Origin of the sequence: Nocardia sp. NPDC051981 (assembly GCF_040680715.1) — a bacterium.
Classification (GTDB): Bacteria; Actinomycetota; Actinomycetes; order Mycobacteriales; family Mycobacteriaceae; genus Nocardia.
The window spans coordinates 278,566-302,262 of record NZ_JBFAXK010000006.1 but is presented as its reverse complement, the minus strand read 5'-3'; the positions used below and the strand labels follow the sequence as shown (position 1 = coordinate 302,262).

Sequence of the window (23,697 nt, the reverse complement as noted above, 5' to 3'; positions counted from 1 at the left end):
CCCGGACCGCTGGTGGACGGGGGCACTGGTGGCCGGCCGCGACGAGCCACCGGCGGTCATGGCGTTCACCGTCGAGGGCGAGCGGATCGTCCGGATCGACGTGCTCGCCGACCCGGAAACGCTGGCGCGACTACCACTCTCGGTATCCGGCTTCAGCGTGTAGCGACGAGTTTGACCGGCGCCTCGAGCAGCGCGTCGATCGAATCCTCCCAGGCCACGGTGCGGGTGGTCACCACACTCGGATCGAAACGCCCAGCCGCCACCAGATCCAGAATGTGCGGGATCGACGGGCGAGCGTGCGCCCGGCCGGTGTGGAAAGTGCAGCAGCGCGAATACATTTCGAGCATGGGCAGGGCGACATCCTGGGTCTGGACGCTGACGCTGGTGCAGAAGCCATCATTGGCCGTGGCACGGATGGCGGCCACCAGGGCTTGGGAGCCGCCCGCGGCTTCGACGGTGACCGGGAACCGGCCGACCCGGTCGGTCGGCCTGCCCTCGACGGGCTCCGCGCCGAGTTCGGCTGCGATGGCGAGCCTTTCGGGGTCGGTATCGAGGTAGACGGCCCGGGCGGAGCCGAGCGCCACCGCGAGACCGGCCGCATACAGGCCGATGGACGGTGCGGCCGGACCGCTCAGGACCAGGACTTCGGCGCCGGGGCGGGCGGCGAGTTGCGGGACGACCGATCGGTAGGCGTCGGCGATATTGTCGCTGGCACTGGCGACCGCCGCCGGATCCACGCCGGCGGGCAGCGGGACCAGCATGGCGTCGGCGTGCGGGACGGCGACCAGGTCCGACCACAGCCCGCCCCAGCTCAGCCCGCCCATCGGGCCGAGGCCATAGCTGGACATGAACGGATGGGTGGTGCAGTTGCCGGTATGGCCGCGGCGGCAGGAATCGCAGGCGCCACAGGAGATCTGGAACGGGATCACCACCTTGTCGCCAGGGCGGACGGTGGTGACGTCGTCGCCGACGGCCACCACCTCCCCTACCCCTTCGTGGCCGAAGGGGTAGGGGCCCGCCAGTGGGAACCGGCCCTGCAGGATCGCGGGGTCGATATCGCAGGTGGCCACGGCGGTGGGGCGGACCAGGGCCTGATCGGGGGCATCGAGGGTGGGTTCGGCGGCGTCTTCCCAGCGCAGTGCGTGCGGGCCGTCGAGCACGAGTCGCTTCATGGATAGATCGTCGCTAGAACGTTCTTTCCAGTCAACCCCCTAGGATGAATTCGCCTCGGCAGCAGCGACTTCCGCGAGACTCAGCCGGATCAACCGGGCCATGGCCACCGAAACCGTGTGCAGCGGCTCATCGGTGCGGCGCACCCGGGCCAGGACGGTCGCGCCCTCGTAGGCCGCGACCACCGTGGTGGCCAGATCACGCGCCTCCCCCGGCGCCAGGCCCAGCTCGGTGAGCAGTTCGGCGAAACCGTGTGTCATGGCGTCGAAGGCCGACACGCACGCGGAGCGGACGGAGTCGACATCACTGCCGCCGTCCAGGGCGGGGGTCCCGACCGGGCAGCCCGCGGCCCAGTCGGTCTCGGCCAGTTTGGTGGCCATGAAGTCGAACAGCGTTGCCGTGGTGCCGAACACATCGCCCGGGGCCTGCCGGATCATGCGCCCCACCAGCACGCCCGTGCCAGTGATGGCCGAGACGGCGATCTCCTCCTTCCCACCCGGGAAGTGGTGATAGATCGACCCATACGGCAGCCCCGCCGCCTCGCTCAACTTCTTCAACCCGAATCCGTGATAGCCGTGGCGGGCGAGCAGCCCGGCCGCAGCCACCTCGATTCGCCGTTTCGAATCGGACACCATTCATCCAGAGTATGAGCGGGGTCCGACAGGGGCAGCGCGAATCGTGTTCGGGCAGCGGATCAACCGAGGGACGCGATGGCCGCGCTCAGCATCGCCGTGGCGCAGTCGGCGACCTCTTGCAGCGCCGGATCGCCCGCGACCTGCACCATCACCTCCGGATTCATGGCCTCCACGATCATGGTGCCGGCGTCCGAACGATCCGCGCGCACAACCACATTGCACGGCAGCAGCAGGCCGATCTGACGGTCCACACCGAGGGCGGTGTGCGCCAGCGACGGATTGCACGCGCCCAGGATGAGGTAGTTCTCCATGTCCGCGTCCAGCTTCTGCTTCATGGTCGCGGTCACGTCGATCTCGGTGAGCACGCCGAAGCCCTGCTCGGACAGGGCCTTCCGGGTGCGTTGCACCGCATCGGCGAAATCGGTGCGCAGGGTGGCCGAGAGGGCGAGGGTCATCACGCATTCCTTTCCGTTGCGGGGCTGCCGGTTCGGGGCACGCCCAGGCGTTGCAGGAGCAGGGTCATCGGGCACCAGCCGACGACCCCGAAGAGCACCAGGTTGGCCGCCACCAAGGCGGTCAGCAGCAGCCACCAGGGCGAGAACGCGAGCACCAGCGCGAGGCTGAGCAGCACCACGGTGCCGGCCAGGCCCGGCACGATGCGGTCGATGGACCAGTGTCGGATCGCGGTCATCTCGAGTTCCTTTCACTCCCGGCGCTGGGCGATCGCTCGGCAGGGGTCGCCCGGAAGAGCTTCAGGCCAGCGCCAGGAAGAGTTTTTCCAGTTCCTCAACTGTCATCGGCTCGGAGTTCTCGGCCCGCTCCCCGGTCAGGCAGTCCCGCAGACCGGTGGCGACGATCTTGAATCCGGCACGGTCGAGAGCGCGAGAGACCGCGGCGAGCTGGGTGACCACGTCCTTGCAGTCGCGGCCCTGCTCGATCATGGAGATGACGCCCGCAAGCTGTCCGTGTGCGCGGCGCAGCCGGTTGAGGACCAGTGCGATGCTGTCTTCGTCGCCGATCATTGGGGGTTTCCTTCCCTGAGTCCGATGACTTCAGTATACCCCTAGGGGTATGGGAGGGTCATGAGAGAGGGCTCACCCTTTCCCACGACCCCACCCGTCAGTGCGCGAAGCTGATGTCCGGCAGCACCTTGCGCAGCCAGCGCGGCGACCACCACGCGGCGTGCCCGGTCAGGCGCAGCAGCACCGGCAGCAGGATCAGGCGGATCAGCACGGCGTCCAGCAGGACGGCGACACCGAGAATGATGCCCATCTCCTTCGGCGGCAGCGGATCGGCCAGGGCGAAGGTGAAGAACACCGCCACCATCACCGCCGCCGCGGCCGCGATCACCCGGCCCGAGTGGGCGATGCCGTCGATGTGGGCCACCTCCGGATCACCCGAGCGCTCGTAGTGCTCCTTCGCCGTGGCCAGCAGGAAGACCGTGTAGTCCATGGCGATGGCGAAGATCATGGCGAAGAAGAACACCGGACCCCAGCCGTCCAGGAAGCCCTGCGGCGTGAAACCGAGCAGGCCCGCACCGTGGCCGTCCTGGAAGACCAGCTTCGCCACACCGAACGCCGCCGCGGTCGACAGTAGGCTGACACCCGCTCCGAGCAGGGCGATCAGCGGGGCGCGCAGGGCGACCAGCAGGAGCAGGAAGCCCAGCACCAGGATGATGCCGACCACCAGGGGCAAGTAGTCGTTCAAGGCCTGCTGGAGGTCCAGGTTCTCGGCAACCGCCCCGCCGACCAGCGCACCCGCGGGGAGCGCGGCGCGCAGCGAATGGACGATATCGCCCATGGCCGGATCCGAGGGGTCGACCGTCGGGGTCGCCTGGAGCATGACCAGGCCGCTGTCGTCGGCGGCGGGCTGCGGCGGGGTGACCATCGCAATCCGATTGTCCGAGGCCGCGATTCGCTGGACATCCGCGCCGTCGGAGGCGGGGGCCACGATTTGCAGCATGCCGGGCGCACCCGGGCCGAATTCGCGCTGGACCAGCTCGTAGCCCTGACGCACGGACGCGTCCGCGGGCACCACCTGGATGGACGGCATGGCCACCTTCAGGCTCGTCACCGGAATCGCGAGCGCGACCAGCACCAGCAGGGAGCCGATGGCGAACGGCCACGGGCGGCGGTGCAGCAGTTGTCCCCACTTCGCGAAGACCGGCGAACGATGCTGCTGCCGGGCTACGTACGGCAGCGAGCCCGCGTTCACGCGCCGGCCCAGCGCGCCGAGCACGGCGGGCAGCAGGGTCAGCGTGGCCAGCAGCACGAACGAGACCGCGAACATGATGCCGACCGCCATGGTCCGCACCGCTGGCGCGGGCACCACGAGCACGGCCGACAGGCTCACCAGCACGGTCAGGCCCGAGAGCAGCACCGCTTTGCCGGCGGTCGCCATGGTGACGGCGACGGCGGTGCGCGGTGGCGTGTCACCGCGAACAGCGTCGCGGAAGCGGGAGACCAGGAACAGCGCGTAGTCGATACCCAGCGCCAGCGCGAACATCATGGCGAAGTTCATGGCCCACACCGAGATCGGCGTCACATGGTTCAGCAACACCAGACCACCCGCCGAGGCGATGAGGCCGGTGAGCGTCAGCAGCAGCGGCAGTCCGGCCGCCACCAGCGAGCCGAAGGCCAGCACCATGATCGCCAATGTGACCGGCCACGAGAACATCTCGGCCTTCATCATGGCCTCGTGATTGGCCTTGTTGAAGTCGCTCCACAGCGCCGAGGCGCCGGTCGGATAGATCTCGAAGCCGTCGGATGAGAGGGCCTGCAGTTTCGGGCCGACGTCGGTGACGGCGGCAACCATCTCGTCGGTGTTCGCGTTCGCGCCCGCCAGCAGGATGCCGGTGTGGCCGTCGCGGCTGACCGACTGGCCCGGCACGGGTGCGACGATCGCGCCGAATCGGCTGTCGGCCTGCAGGATTCCGGTGAGATCCCCCACCAGGCGGTGCGCCTGCGGACTGTCCATGGTCGCGGTGTCCGAATGGATCACCACCTGCACCGCCGCGGCCGAGTTGCCACCGAAGTGCTCTTGCGCGAGTTCGCGGACACGCACGGACTCGGATCCATTGGCCTGCCAGCCCGCCCCCGCGAGCGAGTCGAACACCGTGGGCGCGGCCGCGCCGAGGGCGACCGACAGGATCAACCAGAAGCCGAACACCCAGCGGGCGTGATCGGCCATGCGGGCCCCGAGGCGGCCCAGCAGACCGCCGGGGGCGGTCGTGATCGGAGAAGCGTCGGCGACGCCGACTGTGGTACTTCGCATCTGACTTCCTTCCATACCCCCTGGGGTATGTCACGACTATACCCCCCGGGGTATCAAACGCAAGTGTGGGTGCCGATCGGCAACTCACGAGCACACCGGGCGAACCCGCGCTACGGCCATGCGATCGGCGTCCGACCCGCGGCTCCGGACTAGGCTTCGCAGCTGTGGCGGTAGTGGAAGGCGCGCGGCGCAGAGTCATCGATATCGGACGCCGGGCCCTGGGCCTGGACGTTCCCGCCGCCGATCACACCGTCGCTGTCCTGCACGGAGTCGACGCCGACCGGCCCGGCCTTGACCGGCGCGAAACCCTGCAATTGATGCGGATCCGGCTGCTCGGCGCGACCGGGGCCGTGATCATGGCGGTGTCCGCGCTGGGTGTCGGAGCCCAACCGGTGCACCAGAATCCGATCTCCGGCATGCGGGTGCTCGGGTTCTTCGCGCGGGCCGGCACCTCGACGCTGGCCATGTGCATGATCGGCACCATCCTGGTGATCATGGCGTGGCTGCTGCTGGGCCGCTTCGCCGTCGGCGGGTGGGGCGGGGATCCACGCCACCGGCTCAGCCGCTCGCAGATGGATCGAACGCTGCTGCTGTGGATCATTCCGCTCAGCGTCGCGCCGCCCATGTTCAGCAACGACGTCTATTCGTACCTGGCACAGAGCGAGATCGCGGCCCGGGGCATGGACCCGTATTCGGTCGGCCCGGTGGCCGGGCTCGGGCTCAACAACGTGCTCACCAACAATGTCCCCACCATCTGGCGGGACACCTCCGCGCCCTACGGGCCGCTGTTCCTGTGGGTGGGACGCGGCATCGCGCAGATCACCGGCGACAACATCCTTCTCGGGGTGTGGCTGCATCGGTTGCTGGCATTGGCGGGCGTGGCACTGATGGTTTGGGCGCTGCCGCGGCTGTCGCGACGCTGCGGAATCGCGGGGGTGAGCGCGCTGTGGCTGGGCGCGGCCAACCCGCTGGTGCTGTTCCACCTGGTCGGCGGGGTGCACAATGACGCGCTCATGCTCGGGCTGATGCTGGCGGGAATGGAATTCTGCCTGCGCGCCATCGACGATTGCCCGCAGTTCAATCAAAGGGCTTGGGCGCTGCTGGTTTTCGGTGCCGTGCTGATCACACTGTCCTCGTCGGTGAAGATCATCTCCCTGGTGAGCCTCGGATTCGTGGGCATGGCGCTGGCGCGGCGGTGGGGGGGCGGGCTCAAACCGGTACTCGTCGCCGGCGGTGTACTCGGTGTCATCGCCGTGGTCACGACACTTTCGGTGAGCTATGCCAGCGGACTCGGATTCGGCTGGGTCAATACCGTCGGCACCGCCACCTCTGTGCGCAGCTACCTCTCACTACCGACCGCGGTCGGGATCATCACCGGGTTCGGCGGCGTGCTGCTCGGACTCGGCGACCACACCACCGCCCTGCTCGACATCACCCGGCCCATCGCGGAACTCATCGCGGGCTTCGTGACCCTGCGCATGCTCATCGCCGCCTGGACCGGGCGCTTGAATGCGATCGGCGCGCTGGGGGTTTCGCTCGGCGCGATCGTGCTGCTCTTCCCGGTGGTGCAACCCTGGTACCTGCTGTGGGCGATCGTGCCCCTCGCCGCCTGGGCCAACCGGCCCGCGTTCCGGGTGCCGGCGGTGGTGCTGTCGGTCGTGGTGTCGGTGATGGTCATGCCGCGCGGCGCGGACTTCTACGTCTTCCAGATCGTCGAATCCGCCATCGCCACCGTGATCGTGGGCCTGTCGCTGATCTTCCTCACCCGAAATGTGCTGCCGTGGCGCAATCAGCCGGGGGTGTCGGCTCGGTCACAGCAGCCCACGCCTTACGGTGTCTCATCGTGACCGCAGCTTCCGGACCCGCCGTACGCGTCGACGGCGTCGTGAAACGCTACGGCGAGACCATCGCGGTCGACGGCATCAGCTTCGATATCGAACGCGCACAGGTGCTGGCCCTGCTCGGACCCAATGGCGCCGGCAAGACCACCACCACCGAGATGTGCGAAGGCTTCGTGACTCCCGACGCCGGGACCGTGCGGGTGCTGGGCCTGGACCCGATCGCCGACTCCGATCAGCTCCGACCGCGCATCGGCGTGATGCTGCAGGGCGGTGGTGCGTATCCGGGGTCCAAGGCCGGGGAGATGCTCGATCTCGTCGCCTCGTATTCGGCGAATCCGCTGGACCCGGCCTGGCTGCTGGACACGCTCGGACTGAAAGACGCTCGGCGAACGCCGTATCGGCGGCTCTCGGGCGGGCAGCAGCAGCGGCTCGCGCTGGCGTGCGCGCTGGTCGGGCGGCCGGAGATCGTGTTCCTCGACGAGCCGACCGCCGGATTGGACGCGCAGGCACGGCATCTGGTGTGGGAACTCATCGACGCGCTGCGCCGCGACGGGGTCAGTGTGCTGCTGACCACGCACATGATGGACGAGGCCGAGCAACTGGCCGATCAGCTGGTGATCATCGACCACGGACAGATCGTCGCGCAGGGCACGCCCGCCGAGGTCACCTCGCACGGGGCCGAAGGGCGGCTGGCGTTCACCGCACCACCCAAACTCGACCTGTCGCTGCTGGAAGCCGCACTGCCGGAAGGGTTCACCCCGCGCGAAACCACGCCCGGGTCGTACCTGCTGCAGGGCGACATCACCCCGCAGGTGCTGGCCACCATGACCGCCTGGTGCGCGCGAATCGACGTGCTGCCCACCGACATTCGCATCGACCAGCGCCGGCTGGAAGACGTGTTCCTCGAACTGACCGGGCGGGAGCTGCGCGGATGACCGAGACCGTGAACCGATTCGCGGCGGGCACCTTCTCCCCCGCGCCGCAGCCGACCACGCGGGCCAAGATGCTGGCGGCGCAGACGCGCATGGAGCTGATCCTGTTGCTGCGCAACGGGGAACAGCTGCTGCTGACCATGTTCATTCCGATCACGCTGCTGATCGGACTGACCCTGCTGCCGATGAGCGGGCTCGGTGAGCACCGGGTGGACCGGGTGGTGCCCGCGGTGATGATGGTGGCGATCATGTCGACCGCGTTCACCGGGCAGGCCATCGCCGTCGGCTTCGATCGGCGGTACGGGGCATTGAAGCGGCTCGGGGCGACGCCGCTGCCGCGGTGGGGCATTGTCGCGGGCAAGTGCTCGGCGGTGCTGATCGTGGTGGTGCTGCAGTCGATCCTGCTGGGGGCCATCGGGTTCGCGCTCGGCTGGCGGCCGTCACTGACCGGGCTGGTGCTGGGCGCGGTGGTGATCGCGCTCGGGACCGCGACCTTCGCGGCGCTGGGGCTGCTGCTGGGCGGGACGCTCAAGGCCGAGGTGGTGCTGGCGCTCGCCAACATTCTGTGGTTCGTCATGCTGGGGACCGCGAGCCTGGTCTTCATGTCCGACGACCTGCCGCACGCGGTGAGCCTGATCGCGCGCATCATTCCGTCCGGGGCGCTGTCGGAGTGCCTGGAGCAGGCGATGCGCATCAGCATCGACTGGTACGGGCTCGCGGTGCTGGCCGGCTGGGGCGGGCTCGCGGGGTGGCTGGCCACCCGGTTCTTCAAGTTCGATTGAGGCCGTCCGGGCCGCGGCCACCTCGAAAGTTCGCGCCCGCCCGGGTGTTTAACGACACGTTGTAGTAGGGCCGGTGACGGGGCGAAATGCGGCCCCGCTACCATCGGTGCGTGCTGTCTCGCGCCTTCCAGCGACTTGCCGACCTGTTCCCGATGCCTTCCCTGCGGGTGCAGCGACTCCTCGCCTTCCTGGTCATCCTGTCCCAGGCCGGAATCTCGGTAACCGGCGCGGTCGTCCGCGTCACAGCGTCGGGCCTGGGCTGCCCCACCTGGCCGCAGTGCTTCCCCGGCAGCTTCGTGCCGACCGCGGTGGCCGAGGTGCCGGTGGTGCACCAGGTGGTCGAATTCAGCAACCGCATGCTCACTTTCGTGGTGTCGCTGGCCGCGGCGGCCATCGTGCTCGCGGTCACCCGGGCGCGGCGGCGGCGCGAAGTCCAGGTGTACGCGTGGCTGATGCCCGGCGGCACCGTGCTGCAGGCGGTGATCGGCGGTATCACCGTGCGCACCGGGCTGCTGTGGTGGACGGTCGCGGTGCACCTGCTCGCGTCCATGTTGATGGTGTGGCTGGCGACGCTGCTGTGGGCCAAGGTCGGGGAACCCGACGAAGGCATCGACACGGTTCAGGTTCCCAAGCCGCTGCGGCTGCTCACCGCCCTGTCCGGTCTGGCCCTCACCGGAACGCTGATCGCGGGCACCCTGGTCACCGGCGCGGGTCCGCACGCGGGTGACAAGAGCGTCGAGAAGCCGGTCGAACGCCTGCAGGTCGAGATCGTCACCCTGGTCCACCTGCATGCCGAACTCCTGGTCGCCTACCTGGCCCTGCTCGTCGGCCTCGCCTGCGGCCTGGCCGCGGTCGGCATGAACAAGACCATCCGCAACCGCCTCGTCCTGGTGATCGCGCTGGTGTGCTCGCAGGCCCTGGTCGGCATCGTCCAGTACTTCACCCACGTCCCCGCCGCCCTGGTCGCCGTCCACGTCGGCGGGGCCGCCGCCTGCACCGCCGCCACCGCCGCCCTCTGGGCCGCCATGCGCACCCGCGAAACCCTCCCCACCTCGGCTCCGGCGCCCGTGGACAAGGCCGCCGCCTGAATCGGTCGGCGGCGGCTCCGCACCGCCGTCGACCGCACCGGGCAGGATGTCCTGTGTGCCCGAGCTACTCGACAACGCCCACCTGGAACAGACTGCGGTAGTGGCGAACTCCGCCATGAACCGCGACCGCCGACTGTCCGCCCGCCTACCGTCGCGAACTCGGCTTCGACCCGTTGCCTGGCTGGCGGCCCATCCCGCACCCCAGCACTGGCTGGATGTCGGATGTGGCAGCGCCCACGCCCTCTTCGAGTCGGACGAAACGCAAACGCTGTCCACGGCGCGAAGTCGCCGCCTCACCCGCAGCGGCCGGGCCCTCCCACGCTGGGAATTCACCTACGCCGGAGCCGATGCCCACGTCGGCCCGAACTACACCGGCCGAGACGCCGTCGCCTCTCATTACCGGCTCTGACGGTGCACCGATCGAAGCTCGCTCGCGCAGGATGGGACCGCGGGTTTTCCCTGACCAGCCCTACGCCTCAGGGATGAGCTCGGGTGAGCGCTGCGGCTGATGCCCGGAACGCGGCTCGGAGCTACCATCCGGTTATTGACTTCCGTGAGGCGCGAACCCGGCTGCGCAGCAGCGCATTCCGGCCGAGCGCTCGCGGCCACTACGCCAGAAGGAGACCATATGAGGCTCGTTCGCCGGATTGCCGCTGCGGTCGCGGTCGCCGGAGTGGTCTGCGCGCTTGGGGCCTGCGGTGATGATGCGGCGCGACAGCCGGGAGGGCCGTTGTCGGCCGATGCGCGTACGGAGGTCGGGCGCGCCCTGGACGCCGCCGTCGCGGCGGGAGTTCCCGGGGTGCAGGTGGTCGTGACCGAGCACGGCCGAGAGTGGAGTGCGACCTCGGGTGTCGGTGACGTCGCTACCGGCGCGGCCTTTCCGGGGGGCGCGCATGTGCGCGTCGGCAGCAATACCAAGACGTTCGTCGCGACCGTCATGATGCAGCTCGTCGAGGAGGGTGCGGTGGATCTGGGCGCACCTGTCGAGCGCTATCTGCCCGGCGTCGTCCAAGGCACGGGCATCGACGGCAGCCGGATCACGGTCCGGAATCTCATGCAGCACACCAGCGGTCTGCCCGAGTATCTGGAACTGCCCGAGCTGCAAGGTGATTCGCCCGATCTGCTGACCATGCACTTCGACACGGCGGACCTGGTCCGTCGCGCCATGACCCTGCCCGCGCACTTCGAGCCGGGCGCGAAAGCCGAATACAGCAATACCAATTACCTCATCGTCGGCATGATCGTAGAACGCGTGACCGGGCACCCGGTGGGCGAGGAAGTCACGCACCGCGTCATCGACCGGCTGGGGCTGCGCGACACCTACTTCCCGGCCGCCGGCGACACCGACCTCCGCAGTCCCCATCCGGAGGGCTACGAGGCGGTCGACGGGAAGCCGACCGACGTCACCCGTTTCGATCCGTCGTGGGCGGGCAGTGCCGGCGCGCTGATCTCCACCGGCTCCGACGCGAATCGGTTCTTCAGTGCGCTCCTCACCGGGAACCTGCTGCCCCCGGCCCAGGTGGCCGCCATGCGGACCGATCCGAAACCGCTGACCAACCGCCCGGGTTACTCGTACGGCCTCGGATTGACCACCGCCACCGCACCGTGCGGCATCCAGGTGTGGGGGCACGGCGGTTCCATCCCTGGGTTCCGAACCTTCAACGCCGTCACCCCGGAGGGCCGCACGGTCACCCTCATCGCCAATCTCCGGCCCTCGGATCCCACCGTCACCGCTGCTCTCCAGAACGCGTTCGACACCGCGCTCTGCGCAGCCGACTGAGCCCCGCGCCGATCGGCCGCGCGCCGCGCAGCGCCAGAGCCGCACCCAGGATTGCAGAGAGTTTGCTAGTGCCGGCCAGACTACCGCGGCGAGGGCGAGACCGGGGCCGGGCGGGGCTCAGGCGGGGAGAAACTGCCACAGGGCGTTTCGCACCGAACCCTGCTCGTGGCCGGCCCGCAACTCCAGCAGGGCGGCTTCGGCCACCAAGCCGACCCACAACCGGGCGCCTGCCTCCGGGTGCTGCCAGCCCAGGACCTCGAAATCGGGTTCGATCAGCGCGGCGTTGTGGGTGTTGCGAGCCGTCACCTCGTCAACGATCAGAGGTTCGGCTCCGGCTCCCGCGCAGCATCCGCAACTACATGAAACCCGTGACCCCACATGACGAGGCCGTCGTAGAGCGTGCGATCCGCGTGGCGGGCAACGACATCGGCCGTGCCACCTACTCCGCCCTGTGGCACAGCTTCAACGATCCCCGCTACGACCTCACCGGCCGCGCAACCGAAATCGCTGCACCGACCCTGATCGTATGGGGCCGCCGCGACCCGGTCCTCCCCCTCCGCTACGGCAGGAAAGCCCACGCCCTGATCCCCGGCTCCGAACTCCGGGTCCTCCCCACCGGCCACCTGCCCTTCTCCACCGCCCCCGAGCAGTTCCTGGACGTCGTCCGCCCATTCATCGAATCCGCATACGCGACACCGGGAGCCAGCCCGTCGACGAAATGAGGTGCGGCACCCATCAAGATCAGGGAGCTCTCAGCGCGGAATTTTGTCCGGAGTGCCACGGTAGAGACTCGCTGATCTTGCCGGTGCGCTCTGTCAGTCGTCGATGATGAGAGTCGCGGATACGGCGGGCGGGGAGAGTTCGCGGCGTGCGGAGTGGATCAAGCCCTCGAAGGCTGTGCGCGGTTAGACTCGCGCTGTTGCCCAGTGGAGACAGTGAATTGGCGATTCTGGGCGTCTGCGGCAAGTTCAGTGAGGGCGCTGTCGAGTTCGGAGGCTGCTGCGACCACCTCGGCGGCCAATAAGCACGCCTGCAACCGCAGCGAAATCGCCGGTGTCATCGATCCCCCGGTGTCGAATCCGTTGTCCGCATACGAGCCGACGGGTGAGTAGCGGAGTCGCACAGTCGAATTCGGGTACGGCGGTCGGCTGATCCACCCCGCGAGATCGGGCACGGACGGCGAAGGTGCTGAATACTTTGACAGATGGGTGCGCTCTCGCTGTTCGACACACTGGCACTGCATCGACTGCGGGATTGCGAGCGGGTCCTGGTCGCTGGCGCTGGGGGCGGGTTCGACGTGCTCAGTGGCCTGCCGGTGGCGTTCGCACTGCAGGAGCAGGGCAAGTCGGTGGTGCTCGCGAATCTCACGTTCACACCGGTCACGCGGACCACGGCCCGGCAGGTCGCGCCCGGGCTGTTCGAAATCGATGCGGAAACCGAGGGTGCGAACGCGTACTTTCCGGAGAAGCACCTCGCGGTGTGGTTGCGCGACCACGGCTTTCCGGATCGGGTGTTCCTGATTCGCAAGGGTGGGCCCGCCGATGTCCGGGCGGCCTACGCGTGGTTGGCTCGCGAACTCCGGCTCGACGGGGTGGTGTTGGTCGATGGGGGTACGGATCTCCTGATGACCGGTGATGAGGCCGGATTGGGTACGCCGGTCGAGGATGCGACCAGCCTGTTGGCTGCGCAGGCGCTCGACCTTCCCGTCAAGCTGGCCATATGTGTCGGGTTCGGCGTCGATGCCCACCACGGTGTCTGCCACGCGCATTTCCTGGAGAACGTTGCCGCACTTGCCGGACTCGGCGCATATCACGGCGTCTTCGCTCTCACACCAGGCATCGCGGCCGTCGATGCCTGGCTGGCGGCCGTCGACTGGGTTCAGCAGCACACCCCGGGTAAGGAGAGCATCGTCTGCGCGTCGATCAGCGACGCCGCCCGCGGCGAATTCGGTGATCACCACTCCCTGGCCCGCACCCGCGCCCAAAGTGCCGAACTCTTCATCAATCCCCTCATGTCGATGGTCTGGGGATTCGACCTGGACACCGTCGCCGAGCGGGTGCTCTACCGCGACGACATCGCGCACGCCACAACACCATTCGAAGTCGCCGCGGCAATAGAAGCATTCCGCGACCGCACACCCCTCCGGCCCCGCCGAACGATCCCCGTCTGATGAATCGACATCTCCCCGTTCACCAGACAGCCGATCGGTCGATGACGGTCAGGCTATCGCCTCGTAGAGCCAATGACGGGTGCTCGAATCGAGACGTGTGCCCACGATGGCCGACACTCGAGCGAGATCGTGCGATTCGATTCGAGTTGCCGCCCCCGCAGTTTCCGGGGCGCCTGGTGACGGCTAGTATCCGCGCGGCAACGTCCTCGGGAATCTCGTGTATCTCTCGACCGACAGTCGTCGCGCCGTCGGAGTGCAACGCGGAGCGCTCCCAGACGGTGGGCGCGTCGCAGGGTTGAATCGCGGTGTCGCACAGGCGGCATTGGAACTCACCATGGAAAACGCCGTGACGGGCGCACAGGTCGAGGTGGAACGGCGGCGGCAGGGTGGTCCAGTCGCCGAACGGCGAGTTCGTCTTTGCGGCGGGGACGAAGGCCGTGAACATCCGGGTGAAGGCGTCGAGATTGTCGTCGATGGCGGGACGGTAGTGCAGTGCGCCCCATCCTGTTCGGTGGATTGCGCGGTCCAGGACGCGGACGAAGAACTCCTTCTCCTGCGGGAAGTCGTCGCCCACGGTCCAGACCCTAACTCGCGTGAAGAGGTGCTCTGGGACGTCGCACCCACGGTGCTCGCGGAGGGGCCGCCACGCCGGCTGTGCGGGTCGCGATGCGCCGGCAGTTGCGGCGGCTGCGGTCACCTCGGGCGTTGGAGTGCCCGGGCACGCGCAGACCTGGACAGCTCGATCGGTGGCGCAGCGCTTTCAGTGCTCACAGATATCGGCGAAAAGTCAGATGTACCAAGGTTGTTCGGTTATCTGGAGGCCGCCCATAGCGGCGGCAACGACTACATCTATTGCCAGTGCAGTCTGGTCGATGCTCTGGCCCGGCTCGACTATGTGCCCGCTGTCCCTGTCGTCGAGGCGATCTTCGACTCCACTGTCCATTCCTATCTCCGGATCCGGTGTGCCGAGGCGTTGAGCCGCCGCTCGGCCGAATTCCCGCGCGGTCGGGGCGTCGAATGCCTCACGGATTGTGAAGAACGGACTCGCGAGATCGCGATTGGGCACGTGGATATCTCGGTGCCCGCGGTGCGGGAACGGCTGGGTCTGATCGCTGCGGATCCGATGGAAGGGGACGACAATCGCCGGGTCGCGGCGACAAGGATTTCATAAGAGACCCGCTGGGTGCGGTGGATAACTTCGTCTCATCCAATCAGCCATTCGGGCGGTGGAATTCAAACCGAGGTCAGGCATCATGTGGAACGTTCCCAACGGCGGGCGTGGTCTGGTGGCGAAGGCAGCGGCACCGGCGGCCGCGGCTGCGGTCGGGGTGGGGGCCATCGTGCTGGCCGCGGCACCGGCCCAGGCTCAGGCCAATCATCCGAATTCGTGCATCGTGGTGCAGAACCACGCCGGCCGCACCACCACGGTGACCATGAACTACCCGGCGGGCTACAGCGGGTCCTGGACGATCTACCCGAACGACCTGAGCCTGCTGCTGTACAACGATGAGCCGGTGCAGTCGCCGACGGGTGACTTCGACATTCAGAAGGACTCGGACCTGCAGGCGGTGTGGAACTACGACCCGAACCGCGACACCAACCGCGGCTGCAACGGCTCCTGGGTCGTCACGCTGAACTGACCCCGGTCAACGCCGATCGGCGATGACGATGTGACCGTCGGCGCGGACCGAGGTGCGTTTGCCTTCGATTCCCGCCTCGACCGCGACCGATTGCAGGTCGCGGTCGGCGGTGACGGAGAAGCCGCGCTCGGCGAGCAATGCGGCTATCGCCTCTGGAGTCCAGCTCGAACGCTGCGGTTCACCGGCCATGGGATTGGTGTGCCCGGAGACGGACAGCAACAGCTCCATGGCTCTGCGGCCGTAGTGGTACACCCGATTGGGGGTCGGGTAGGTGATGATCAAGCGGCTGCCGGGCGCACTGCGCCTAGCCACCTCGGTGACGGTCTCGGCGACCTCGGCGGGCGTCAGGTAAGGGACGACGCCCTCCCAGATCCAGGTGGTGCACCCGGTCTCGTCGTGGCCGGCCGTGGTGAGGGCGGCCCCGAGGGAGTCCCTACCGAAATCGACCGGGACGAAATGGACGTCCGCCAGGGCTTCCCGCTCCCCCAGCCGGTCCCGCTTCTCGGTCTGGGACGCCGGATGATCCACCTCGAACACGGCGACTCCCGCCAGTTCGGGCATACGCCAAGCGCGCGCGTCGAGCCCCGCGCCCAGAATCACCAGCTGCGGATGCGCGCTCTCCCGCACCGCCTCGTCGATGGCGACCGTGCGGGCCGCCAGCACTTCCGAAGTGGCGGAGAGCAATTCGTACTCCAGCCGCGCGCCGAACCCCTTCGGCACCGCGCCCGCGCGCACGAGATCGACCAGTTCGCGTTCGCCGTCGACCAATAATTCGACCGCGACCGGGTCGGAGAACCGCCCGACGCCCATGCGCCCGTTCGCCACGGCGCGGCCCTGGCAAACCAGGACCGCGGTCCGGCTCGCTGCACGCTCGGTCACCGGTTCATTATCGGCGCTGCGGCCCCCGTTCGCCCGCCGCCGGGTCGATCCGGGATTCGCGCCAGAGCGGGCTGTCGACGAAGAACCCGCACAAGCTATCCCGGATCACCTGATGGCACGCCGGACAGTCACCGCACCGGGGGCACGCACACGGGCGCGGTGAGCACGGATCCGGCAAGGCCGACGCTCCCGGACGCAGGCCGCAGGGGTCGCACCGCACATCCGAGCATGTGACCGGACTGCGTCGAGCTGCTCGATCACGAACTCGCGCAGGCTTTTCCGGATCAGCTGGGTGCGGTCGGGGCGGATCGGCCGGGTCGCAGTGCGGCTGTCACGACGACCGTGGCGTAGGAGGCGGTGACGGTACCGCCCAGGGCGTCGATGGCCGCGCCGATGCCGTCGAGGACGGCGGTGAGCGTGTCGGGTGGGGCCTGGGTGAGAGTGCCGTGGGTGGGGATCTGGTCGAGCCATTCGTCGCGGGTGTAGGTGTGGCGCCAATCGAACTGCCACTGCTGGGGTTCGGTGAAGGCCCCGGATTCGCGGATTCCCTTGGCCACCGTGTCGAGTATCGGCTGGTAGATCTCGAGGGCCGGGCGGTCCGCGACCTTCGCGACGGGTGTGTCCGGCAGCAGGCGGCGATAGACCGCGGCGAAGGCCGCGGCCGCGTCGGGCGGCAGCTGGGCGAGGGGCCAGAAGGCGGCGAGCCGGCCGCCGGGGCGCAAGACCTGCGCCGCCCGGGCCGTGCCCCGCACCGGATCGACCCAGTGCCAAGCGGTTCCGGCGATCACCGCGTCGAAGGTGCGGCCGGCCGGATCCCACTCCTCGAAGGTGCCGACCTCCACGTCGACGCCGGTTCCGCGAGCGAAATCGGCCATGCGGGCATCGGGTTCGACGCCGAGCACCGTGCATCCGGCATCGCGGAACTGCCTGGTCGCGATACCGGTTCCGCAGCCGACGTCGAGGACGTCCTTGCCGGGGCTCGCCGCGAGGATGCGCTCGATCATGGCGGTGGGATACGCCGGGCGGGTGCGGTCATAGCGGGCGGCGTCGATACCGAACGACTCCGCGATGTGCCGGGCTCGATGAGGGCTCTGGTCTGCGGGTTCGGGGCCCGAGGGCGGTAGAGTGACCATGCGCCCACTTTAAGTGGGCACTTGCCCACTCCGCAAATGGATTGGGTCCGGCCGACGTGAAGGAGTGCGGGGTGCCCACCGGGGTGGCCATTCGGGATGTACGGGAGCAGTTGTTCGACGCGGCCGAGCGGATTCTGTTGCGGGACGGGCCGAGCGGGCTGACTAGCCGGTCCGTCACCGCCGAGGCCGGGTGCGCGAAAGGCGTGCTGCACCGGCATTTCGCCGACTTCGACGGGTTCCTCGCCGAACTGGTCGAGGACCGGATCGTCCGGGTGGAGCGGCTCGGCGCCGCACTGCGCGACCGGGCCGGGGAGGCCACGGTACCGGGCAACCTCACCGAGGCGCTGACCGCCGTGTTCGAGACGGTGGCGGTGGCCATCGTCAGCCTGGTCACCTATCGGGACGAGCTGCGCGCCCGGCTGCGGCAGCGCCGGCCGGTCGGTGTCCCCGTCCTGACCGAGGCCACCGAGCTGATCGCCGGATACCTCGCCGCCGAGGTCGACACCGGCCGCCTCGCGGCCACCTGCGACACCGATCTACTCGCTCGCACGCTGATCGGATCGGGACACCTGCTCTTCGCCGACCGCACCGCGCCCCGGCCCGAGACCGAGGCTGTGCACGCCATGGTGACCGCGATCCTGGGTGGCGCCCTGACGTCCTGAAACACCGAGACACGGACGGGTGAAAGTCTCACTGCGAGACCACCCTTGACACCGTCGTGGCCGCCGGGAAATTTGACCCCTGCTGTTCAGGTCACCCGCACGAAAGGTCTCCCACCGCAGTGAGCATCGACCACACGACCCTGTCCCCCGCCGAGGTCGTCACCGCACTGTGCGCCGAATGGCGCACCGGCACACCGGAATCCATCGCCGAGTTCTTCACCGAGGACGCCGTCTACCACAACATTCCGATGCAGCCGTTCGTCGGCAAGGCCGCGATCCTGCAGTTCCTGCGCGGCTTCATCGGCGCGTTCGGCGGCATCGACTTCACCATCCACCACCAGGCCGTCACCGGCACTGTCGTGCTCAACGAGCGCACCGACCGATTCACCCTCGGCGACAAGCACATCGCGCTGCCGGTGACCGGGGTGTTCGAGGTCCGCGACGGCCGGATCGCCGCGTGGCGCGACTACTTCGACATGGCCCCGTTCGCCGCCATGCAGCAGGGCGCGTAGGGTTCAGAAGCTCTGCCAGGAGGGCTTGTTCGCCACCGCGAACCGATAGTAGTCGGCGGCCTTCAGGCGCGCCGCCGCGTCCGGGTCCACGATGACCGTGACGTGCGGGTGCATCTGCAGGATCGACGCCGGGCAGAACGCGGAGAGCGGGCCCTCCACCGCGGCGGCGACCGCCTCGGCCTTGCCCGCGCCGGTGGCGATCATGAGCAGATGGCCGGCGTCGCTGATGGTTCCGAGGCCCTGGGTGAGGACGTGGGTGGGCACCTGCGCGAGGTCGTCGTCGAAGAAGCGGGCATTGTCCTCGCGGGTCGTCGGGGTCAGGGTCTTGACCCGGGTGCGTGAGCGCAGCGAGGAGCCCGGCTCGTTGAAGCCGATGTGCCCGTTCGCGCCGATGCCCAGGATCTGCACGGCGATGGGCCCGTTCTCGGCGATGGCGCTTTCGTAGGCGGCCGCGGCCGCCGGGATGTCGGCGGCATTGCCGTCGGGGCTGTGGACGGCGGTGTCGGCGAAGTCGACATGCGAGGTGAACTCGTCACGGATGAACTGCCGGTAGGACTGCGGATGTCCCGGCGGCAGGCCGATGTACTCGTCGAGCAGGAACGCCTGCACGCCCGAGAAACTCAGGCCCTCCTCGCGATACTGCCGGATGAGCTCCCGGTAGGCGCCCAGCGGTGAGGAGCCCGTGGCCAGCCCGATGGCGCGGGCGCCGCGGCGCACGTGGTCGGCCATGATGCGGCCGGCCAGCACACCGGCCTCGGCCGCGTTGTCGGTGATCACGAGTTCCATGGCGCTCCATCCTTGTACACGGTCACGGGGTTGAGGTGGTGGTCGGCGACCAGGACGTCGGCGCGCATACCCGGAGCCAGCGCGCCGATGTCGTCGGCCATGCCGAGCAGGCGGGCCGGGGTGGCGCACGCGGCGGTGGCCGCGGCGGTGAGCTCGACGCCCGCGTGGAAGACGGTGCGGCGCAGCACTTCCGCGGCGGTGGCAGTGCCGCCGGCGATGGCGCCCTCCCCGTCCGGGTCGTAGATGCGCGAGATGCCTTCCCGCACCACGACATCCAGGCTGCCGAGCTGGTAGCGCCCGTCTGGTTGCCCGGCGGCGGCCATGGCGTCGGTGATGAGGGCCAGATTGTCGGGACCGATGGTGTCGAAGACCATGCGCACGGTGCCGTCGGCCAGGTGCACGCCGTCGCCGATGACCTCGGCCACCACATCCCCGCGTCCCGCCGCGGCCATGGCGGCGGTGAGGAAGTTGGCGTCGCGGTGCGCCAGTTCGGGCATGGCATTGAACAGGTGGGTGATGGAGACCCGCCCGCCGTGGCGCATGGCGTGCACGGACTGCGCGTAGTCGGCGACGGTGTGTCCCAGGGAGAGAATCACATTCGCGTCGGCGAGCACGGCCGCGAGGGCGTCGAAGTTCGCCGTTTCCGGGGCCACGGTCACCGATACGACGCGGCCGCCCGCGTAGTCGAGGAGCCGCTCCAGCAACGCCGGATCACCGGCGATGATCCGATCGGGATCGTGGGCGCCGCGCCGGTGCTCGCTGATGAACGGGCCTTCGAGGTGGATGCCCGCCAGCAGGCCGTCGTCGATGGCCTTGCCGAGCACGTCGATACGATCGCGCAGTTCGGCCTCGGTGGCGGAGACGAGGGAGGCCACCAGCGTGGTGGTGCCGCGGCGGCGGTGGAAGTTCGCGGCAGCGGCCACGCCCTGGGGATCGGTTTCCGGGAAGCCGAATCCGCCGCCGCCGTGACAGTGCACGTCGATCAGCCCCGGCAGGATGATCGGCGGTTCGTCCGGCAGGTCCGGCAGGTCACCGCCGAATCCCGTTGCCGGGCCCACATAGTCGAGGCGTGCCCCGTCGAACGACACCACCCCGTCGGCGAGCTCGCCCGCCTCGGTGAGGGTGACGACCCGGCCGCGCAGGGTGGTCGTCACGTATCTCGCCCCAATGCCCGGCGCGCGGCCTGGTGCGCGTCGTCGGCGGTGCGGGCCGACAGCACCGCTGCCGCCGCCGCTCTGCACTGCTCCAGGGTGACCTCGCCGAGCTGGGCCCGGACGCCCGCGATCGAGCGGGGCGCCATGGACAGTGTCCCGACGCCGAGACCCACCAGCACACAGGCGAATTCGGGATTCGACGCGGATTCGCCGCAGACGCCGACCTTCACGCCGCGCTTGCGCGCCCCGGTCACCGTCATGGCGACGGTCGCGGCCAGCGCGGGCTGCCACGGATTGTGCAGCGCCGCCAGCGACGACGCCATGCGGTCCGCGCCGAACAGGTACTGCGACAGGTCGTTGGTGCCGATGGAGAAGAAGTCCACCTCCGCGCCGAGCTGCTCCGAACACAGTGCGGCGGCGGGGATTTCGACCATGATGCCGCAGGTTCCGATCCCGGCGTCGCGGGCGCGGGCGGCGAAGTACCCCGCCTCCTCCGCGGTGGCGACCATCGGCGCCATCACCTGTACCGGCGTGCCGGTCTGGCCGGCCGCGGTGTCGATGGCGGTGAGCTGGTCGAGCAGTGTCCCCTCATCGACGCTGCTCAACCGCAGGCCGCGCACGCCCAGCGCCGGGTTCTCCTCATCCGGCAGGTCGAGGAACGGCAGCGGTTTGTCGGATCCGGCATCGAGGGTGCGGACCGTGACGGGCCGGTCGCCCATGACTCGGAAGATCTCGGCGTACTGCTCGGTCTGCTCGGCCACCGTCGGGGCCGACTTGCGGTCCAGGAACAGGAATTCGGTCCGGAACAGGCCGACCCCCTCGGCGCCGAGCTCGACCGCCAGCCGCGCATCGGCCGCGGAGCCGACATTGGCCAGCAGCGGTACGGCGTGCCCGTCGGCGGTCCGGCCCGGACCGGTCGGCGTGGCCGCCTGCCGGGCGCGCAGCGCGAGCACCTCCTCGCGACGCGCCGCGGTCGGCTCGATTTCGACCACGCCGGCCGTGCCGTCCAGCACGACTTCGATGTCCTCGGCGATCCCGGCCGCGTCCGGTGCGGCGACCACGGCCGGAATACCCAGCGCCTTGGCCAGAATGGCGGTGTGTGAGGTCGGCCCGCCAGCCACCGTGAGCAGCCCGATCACCCGTTCCGGGTCCAGCGTCGCGGTATCGGCGGGCGCCAGATCCTGTGCGGCGAGCACGAAAGGCGTTGCACTGTCCGGGATCCCGGGCGGATCCACCCCGAGCAGCTCGGCCACCACCCGCTGGCCCACATCCCGCAGATCCGAGGCCCGTTCGGCCATCATGCCGCCGAGCGCGGCCAGCTGCGCCCCGAAATGCGCCACCGCCTCGGTCACCGAGTGCGCGGTCGGCGTCCCGCCCCGGATCTCGGCGCGCACCTGGTCCAGTAGTGCCGGATCCGCGGCCAGCGCCGAGGTCATGAACAGGATGTCCGCCGCCGGGCCCTGCGCGTCGAGGGCCTGCGCGGAATACCGGCCGGCGACCGTCTCGAAAGCGGCCTCCGCGCGGGCGATTTCGGCCTCGACGTCACTCCCGGGCGCGTCGTCCCGGCTGGTGACCGGCGCGGGCGCCAGCCACTTCACCGATCCGACGGCGATCCCGGGAGCGGCGGCGACACCGCGCACCTCACGCGTCAAGATCTGTCTCCAGCATCGCGACCAGCGTATCGAGGGCCGCGTCGGCGCCGTCCTCGGCGTGCAGGGTGACGGTGTCGCCCTGCTTGACGCCCAGGGTCATCACCTGCAGCAGGCTGTTGGCGGCGACGGGGTCCTTGTCGCCGACCGAGATCTGGACGGGGACACCGGCTTCCCCGGCGGCCTTGGCGAACAGGGCAGCCGGACGGGCGTGCAGTCCGGTCTCGGACGCGACTACGGCGGTGCGGGTGATCATGCTGCGATGTTCTCCTTCTCGAACTCGGTCTCGTCCGGTTCCCGGCCGGGTGTCGGCAGGTTCCAGCGCTTGATGATGAAGCTGAAGGTGACGTAGTACAGGGCCGCGTAGCCGAGTCCGATCGGGATCAGCAGCAGCGGATGGGTGGCCTTGCCGAAGTTCAGCAGATAGTCGATGGCACCGGCCGAGAAGGTGAACCCGTCGTGGATCCCGAGCGCATTGGTGAGCGCCAGCGAGGTGCCGGTGAAGAACGCGTGGATCACCAGCAGCGGCCAGGCCACGAAGATGAACGAGAACTCCAGCGGCTCGGTGATACCGGTCAGGAACGCGGTCAGACCGGTGGACAGCATGATGCCGCCGATCATCTTGCGGTGCTCGGGGCGGGCGTGGCGCCAGATGGCGATGGCCGCGGCGGGCAGGCCGAACATCATGATCGGGAAGAAGCCGGTCATGAAGGTGCCGGCCGAGGGGTCGCCGGCCAGGAAGCGCGGGATGTCGCCGTGCGCGCCGTGGTAGTCGCCGATGACGAACCAGACCACTGAGTTGATGATGTGGTGCAGGCCCAGCGGCAGCAGCATGCGGTTGGCGAAGCCGAAGATGCCGCCGCCCGCGACCGAGTTGTCGGCGACGGTGGTGCCCAGCCAGGTCAGCGCGGAATTGAAGGCGGGGTAGATGAAGGACATGAGCACGCCGATCACGACGGCCGCGCACGCGGTCAGGATCGGCACCAGCCGGCGGCCGGAGAAGAAGCCCAGGTAGTCGGGCAGCTGGGTGCGGTGGAAGCGCTGCCACAGCGTGGCCGTGGTCAGGCCCATCACGATGCCGCCGAGGACGCCGAAGTTGACGAGCTGTGCGGCCGGGGCCTTTGCGACATCCACGACCGGGCAGTTCCAGTGTGCCGCCCGGAACAGCCAGCCCAGGACCGGGCCGCAGCTGCCGTCCAGCACCACCGGTGACATGGCCTTGAGGACACCGGTGAAGGCGAGGTAGCCGACCACCGCCGCGAGCGCGGTGGAACCGTCGGCCTTCTTCGCCCAGCCGATGGCGATGCCGACCGCGAACAGCAGCGGCAGGTTGTCGATGAGAGTGCCGCCCGCGCCGGCGAGCACGGCGGCGGCGGACCGCATCGGCGAGAACCGGCCGAGCATGTCGTCCTGGCCTAGCCGGAGCAACAGTCCGGCAGCGGGTAGCGTGGCGATCGGCAGCATCAAGCTGCGGCCGAGCTTCTGCAGTCCGGATAAATCGAGCTTCTTGCGGGAGCTCTCGACGGCATCGGCCATGGATGGTCCTCAGTCTGTGAATGGAGTCACGCGTACTGTTCACGATCAGTTAGCGTCACTGGTTATAACCAGACA

The 23,697-nt window shown here is 69.0% G+C and carries 28 protein-coding genes; 13 read left to right on the top strand and 15 right to left on the bottom strand.

The window, feature by feature from the left end; genetic code table 11:
- Window positions 1–28: 28 nt before the first annotated feature.
- On the top strand, window positions 29–163 hold the full coding sequence (locus AB0L60_RS14740) for a hypothetical protein (protein ID WP_364612848.1): 135 nt from the start codon (window positions 29–31) through the stop codon (window positions 161–163).
- On the opposite strand, the gene AB0L60_RS14735 is transcribed toward AB0L60_RS14740, so the two are convergent.
- The 6 genes from AB0L60_RS14735 to AB0L60_RS14710 form a co-directional block, all read right to left on the bottom strand.
- Window positions 153–1,172: an alcohol dehydrogenase catalytic domain-containing protein gene (locus tag AB0L60_RS14735; RefSeq protein WP_364612845.1), complete on the bottom strand. Its 1,020-nt coding sequence runs from the start codon at window positions 1,170–1,172 to the stop codon at window positions 153–155. The genes AB0L60_RS14740 and AB0L60_RS14735 overlap by 11 nt on opposite strands.
- 39 nt (window positions 1,173–1,211) lie before the next feature.
- On the bottom strand, window positions 1,212–1,805 hold the full coding sequence (locus AB0L60_RS14730; RefSeq protein ID WP_364612842.1) for a TetR/AcrR family transcriptional regulator: 594 nt from the start codon (window positions 1,803–1,805) through the stop codon (window positions 1,212–1,214).
- A gap of 59 nt (window positions 1,806–1,864) precedes the next feature.
- On the bottom strand, window positions 1,865–2,260 hold the full coding sequence (locus AB0L60_RS14725) for a DUF302 domain-containing protein (RefSeq protein ID WP_364612839.1): 396 nt from the start codon (window positions 2,258–2,260) through the stop codon (window positions 1,865–1,867).
- A complete protein-coding gene (locus tag AB0L60_RS14720) occupies window positions 2,260–2,496 on the bottom strand; it encodes a DUF2892 domain-containing protein (protein WP_364612836.1) in 237 nt (78 codons plus the stop codon). The genes AB0L60_RS14725 and AB0L60_RS14720 overlap by 1 nt, the downstream gene beginning before the upstream one ends.
- Before the next feature lie 61 nt (window positions 2,497–2,557).
- Window positions 2,558–2,827, bottom strand: coding sequence for a metal-sensitive transcriptional regulator (locus AB0L60_RS14715; RefSeq protein WP_354846695.1), 270 nt, complete (start codon window positions 2,825–2,827; stop codon window positions 2,558–2,560).
- 97 nt (window positions 2,828–2,924) lie between these two features.
- Window positions 2,925–5,078 (bottom strand): MMPL family transporter, encoded by a 2,154-nt coding sequence (locus AB0L60_RS14710; protein WP_364612832.1) that lies wholly within the window; start codon window positions 5,076–5,078, stop codon window positions 2,925–2,927.
- Window positions 5,079–5,242: 164 nt separating this feature from the next.
- Between AB0L60_RS14710 and mptB the strand changes: the two genes are divergently transcribed.
- The 6 genes from mptB (at window position 5,243) to AB0L60_RS14680 (ending at window position 11,501) form a co-directional block, all read left to right on the top strand.
- Window positions 5,243–6,925, top strand: a complete 1,683-nt coding sequence (mptB, locus tag AB0L60_RS14705; RefSeq protein WP_364612829.1) for a polyprenol phosphomannose-dependent alpha 1,6 mannosyltransferase MptB — start codon at window positions 5,243–5,245, stop codon at window positions 6,923–6,925.
- Window positions 6,922–7,854: an ABC transporter ATP-binding protein gene (locus AB0L60_RS14700; protein ID WP_364612826.1), complete on the top strand. Its 933-nt coding sequence runs from the start codon at window positions 6,922–6,924 to the stop codon at window positions 7,852–7,854. Before mptB ends, AB0L60_RS14700 begins: the two co-directional genes overlap by 4 nt.
- Window positions 7,851–8,633: an ABC transporter permease gene (locus AB0L60_RS14695; RefSeq protein WP_364612823.1), complete on the top strand. Its 783-nt coding sequence runs from the start codon at window positions 7,851–7,853 to the stop codon at window positions 8,631–8,633. Before AB0L60_RS14700 ends, AB0L60_RS14695 begins: the two co-directional genes overlap by 4 nt.
- Window positions 8,634–8,743: 110 nt before the next feature.
- Entirely contained in the window at window positions 8,744–9,721 is a 978-nt protein-coding gene (locus AB0L60_RS14690) for a heme A synthase (protein ID WP_364612820.1), read from the top strand.
- A gap of 55 nt (window positions 9,722–9,776) precedes the next feature.
- Complete coding sequence (locus AB0L60_RS14685) at window positions 9,777–10,130, top strand: hypothetical protein (RefSeq protein WP_364612817.1); 354 nt, start codon at window positions 9,777–9,779, stop codon at window positions 10,128–10,130.
- 219 nt (window positions 10,131–10,349) lie between these two features.
- Window positions 10,350–11,501 carry a serine hydrolase domain-containing protein gene (locus tag AB0L60_RS14680; protein WP_364612814.1) on the top strand — a complete coding sequence of 384 codons (1,152 nt, stop codon included), beginning with the start codon at window positions 10,350–10,352 and terminating at the stop codon, window positions 11,499–11,501.
- A 117-nt stretch (window positions 11,502–11,618) separates the two neighbouring features.
- Here the strand turns inward: AB0L60_RS14680 and AB0L60_RS14675 are convergent, their stop codons facing one another.
- Window positions 11,619–11,807, bottom strand: coding sequence for a hypothetical protein (locus tag AB0L60_RS14675; RefSeq protein ID WP_364612811.1), 189 nt, complete (start codon window positions 11,805–11,807; stop codon window positions 11,619–11,621).
- Between the two features lie 62 nt (window positions 11,808–11,869).
- On the opposite strand from AB0L60_RS14675, the gene AB0L60_RS14670 reads away from it, so the two are divergent.
- Window positions 11,870–12,223, top strand: a complete 354-nt coding sequence (locus AB0L60_RS14670; RefSeq protein WP_364612808.1) for an alpha/beta fold hydrolase — start codon at window positions 11,870–11,872, stop codon at window positions 12,221–12,223.
- A 482-nt stretch (window positions 12,224–12,705) separates the two neighbouring features.
- The gene (locus AB0L60_RS14665; protein WP_364612805.1) at window positions 12,706–13,671 is read left to right on the top strand and encodes a DUF1152 domain-containing protein; all 966 of its coding nucleotides are present in this window, start codon (window positions 12,706–12,708) and stop codon (window positions 13,669–13,671) included.
- A gap of 19 nt (window positions 13,672–13,690) precedes the next feature.
- Here the strand turns inward: AB0L60_RS14665 and AB0L60_RS14660 are convergent, their stop codons facing one another.
- Window positions 13,691–14,245: a hypothetical protein gene (locus AB0L60_RS14660; protein ID WP_364612802.1), complete on the bottom strand. Its 555-nt coding sequence runs from the start codon at window positions 14,243–14,245 to the stop codon at window positions 13,691–13,693.
- Window positions 14,246–14,272: 27 nt separating this feature from the next.
- Here AB0L60_RS14660 and AB0L60_RS14655 point away from each other — a divergent pair, with 27 nt between their 5' ends.
- Together AB0L60_RS14655 and AB0L60_RS14650 are read left to right on the top strand one after the other, a co-directional pair.
- Window positions 14,273–14,842, top strand: coding sequence for a hypothetical protein (locus AB0L60_RS14655; protein WP_364612799.1), 570 nt, complete (start codon window positions 14,273–14,275; stop codon window positions 14,840–14,842).
- 82 nt (window positions 14,843–14,924) lie between these two features.
- Window positions 14,925–15,311 carry a hypothetical protein gene (locus AB0L60_RS14650; protein WP_364612796.1) on the top strand — a complete coding sequence of 129 codons (387 nt, stop codon included), beginning with the start codon at window positions 14,925–14,927 and terminating at the stop codon, window positions 15,309–15,311.
- Window positions 15,312–15,317: 6 nt separating this feature from the next.
- On the opposite strand, the gene AB0L60_RS14645 is transcribed toward AB0L60_RS14650, so the two are convergent.
- Window positions 15,318–16,190 (bottom strand): class I SAM-dependent methyltransferase, encoded by an 873-nt coding sequence (locus tag AB0L60_RS14645; protein ID WP_364612793.1) that lies wholly within the window; start codon window positions 16,188–16,190, stop codon window positions 15,318–15,320.
- A gap of 284 nt (window positions 16,191–16,474) precedes the next feature.
- Window positions 16,475–17,323 (bottom strand): class I SAM-dependent methyltransferase, encoded by an 849-nt coding sequence (locus tag AB0L60_RS14640; protein ID WP_364612790.1) that lies wholly within the window; start codon window positions 17,321–17,323, stop codon window positions 16,475–16,477.
- 71 nt (window positions 17,324–17,394) lie between these two features.
- Here AB0L60_RS14640 and AB0L60_RS14635 point away from each other — a divergent pair, with 71 nt between their 5' ends.
- Both AB0L60_RS14635 and AB0L60_RS14630 read left to right on the top strand, forming a co-directional pair.
- Window positions 17,395–17,985, top strand: a complete 591-nt coding sequence (locus AB0L60_RS14635) for a TetR/AcrR family transcriptional regulator (RefSeq protein ID WP_364612787.1) — start codon at window positions 17,395–17,397, stop codon at window positions 17,983–17,985.
- A 140-nt stretch (window positions 17,986–18,125) separates the two neighbouring features.
- Complete coding sequence (locus AB0L60_RS14630) at window positions 18,126–18,497, top strand: limonene-1,2-epoxide hydrolase family protein (RefSeq protein WP_364613111.1); 372 nt, start codon at window positions 18,126–18,128, stop codon at window positions 18,495–18,497.
- Window positions 18,498–18,500: 3 nt separating this feature from the next.
- Here the strand turns inward: AB0L60_RS14630 and nagB are convergent, their stop codons facing one another.
- Genes nagB through AB0L60_RS14605 form a run of 5 tightly spaced genes read right to left on the bottom strand, consistent with a single transcriptional unit; the run spans window position 18,501 to window position 23,622 of the window.
- A complete protein-coding gene (gene nagB, locus AB0L60_RS14625) occupies window positions 18,501–19,283 on the bottom strand; it encodes a glucosamine-6-phosphate deaminase (protein WP_364612784.1) in 783 nt (260 codons plus the stop codon).
- Complete coding sequence (locus tag AB0L60_RS14620; RefSeq protein ID WP_364612781.1) at window positions 19,271–20,437, bottom strand: amidohydrolase family protein; 1,167 nt, start codon at window positions 20,435–20,437, stop codon at window positions 19,271–19,273. The genes nagB and AB0L60_RS14620 overlap by 13 nt, the downstream gene beginning before the upstream one ends.
- Window positions 20,434–22,089 (bottom strand): phosphoenolpyruvate--protein phosphotransferase, encoded by a 1,656-nt coding sequence (gene ptsP, locus AB0L60_RS14615; RefSeq protein ID WP_364612778.1) that lies wholly within the window; start codon window positions 22,087–22,089, stop codon window positions 20,434–20,436. The genes AB0L60_RS14620 and ptsP overlap by 4 nt, the downstream gene beginning before the upstream one ends.
- Window positions 22,079–22,342: an HPr family phosphocarrier protein gene (locus tag AB0L60_RS14610; RefSeq protein ID WP_364612775.1), complete on the bottom strand. Its 264-nt coding sequence runs from the start codon at window positions 22,340–22,342 to the stop codon at window positions 22,079–22,081. Before AB0L60_RS14610 ends, ptsP begins: the two co-directional genes overlap by 11 nt.
- A complete protein-coding gene (locus AB0L60_RS14605; protein WP_364612772.1) occupies window positions 22,339–23,622 on the bottom strand; it encodes a PTS transporter subunit EIIC in 1,284 nt (427 codons plus the stop codon). The genes AB0L60_RS14610 and AB0L60_RS14605 overlap by 4 nt, the downstream gene beginning before the upstream one ends.
- Window positions 23,623–23,697: the final 75 nt, after the last annotated feature.

Coding starts and splice junctions, on each gene's coding strand:
- AB0L60_RS14610 (WP_364612775.1), bottom strand. CDS start 22,342: ATGATCACCCGCACCGCCGTAGTCGCGTCCGAGACCGGACTGCACGCC.
- AB0L60_RS14735 (WP_364612845.1), bottom strand. CDS start 1,172: ATGAAGCGACTCGTGCTCGACGGCCCGCACGCACTGCGCTGGGAAGAC.
- AB0L60_RS14605 (WP_364612772.1), bottom strand. CDS start 23,622: ATGGCCGATGCCGTCGAGAGCTCCCGCAAGAAGCTCGATTTATCCGGA.
- AB0L60_RS14680 (WP_364612814.1), top strand. CDS start 10,350: ATGAGGCTCGTTCGCCGGATTGCCGCTGCGGTCGCGGTCGCCGGAGTG.
- AB0L60_RS14730 (WP_364612842.1), bottom strand. CDS start 1,805: ATGGTGTCCGATTCGAAACGGCGAATCGAGGTGGCTGCGGCCGGGCTG.
- AB0L60_RS14650 (WP_364612796.1), top strand. CDS start 14,925: ATGTGGAACGTTCCCAACGGCGGGCGTGGTCTGGTGGCGAAGGCAGCG.
- AB0L60_RS14715 (WP_354846695.1), bottom strand. CDS start 2,827: ATGATCGGCGACGAAGACAGCATCGCACTGGTCCTCAACCGGCTGCGC.
- AB0L60_RS14640 (WP_364612790.1), bottom strand. CDS start 17,323: ATGGTCACTCTACCGCCCTCGGGCCCCGAACCCGCAGACCAGAGCCCT.
- nagB (WP_364612784.1), bottom strand. CDS start 19,283: ATGGAACTCGTGATCACCGACAACGCGGCCGAGGCCGGTGTGCTGGCC.
- AB0L60_RS14665 (WP_364612805.1), top strand. CDS start 12,706: ATGGGTGCGCTCTCGCTGTTCGACACACTGGCACTGCATCGACTGCGG.
- AB0L60_RS14725 (WP_364612839.1), bottom strand. CDS start 2,260: ATGACCCTCGCCCTCTCGGCCACCCTGCGCACCGATTTCGCCGATGCG.
- AB0L60_RS14695 (WP_364612823.1), top strand. CDS start 7,851: ATGACCGAGACCGTGAACCGATTCGCGGCGGGCACCTTCTCCCCCGCG.
- AB0L60_RS14710 (WP_364612832.1), bottom strand. CDS start 5,078: ATGCGAAGTACCACAGTCGGCGTCGCCGACGCTTCTCCGATCACGACC.
- AB0L60_RS14720 (WP_364612836.1), bottom strand. CDS start 2,496: ATGACCGCGATCCGACACTGGTCCATCGACCGCATCGTGCCGGGCCTG.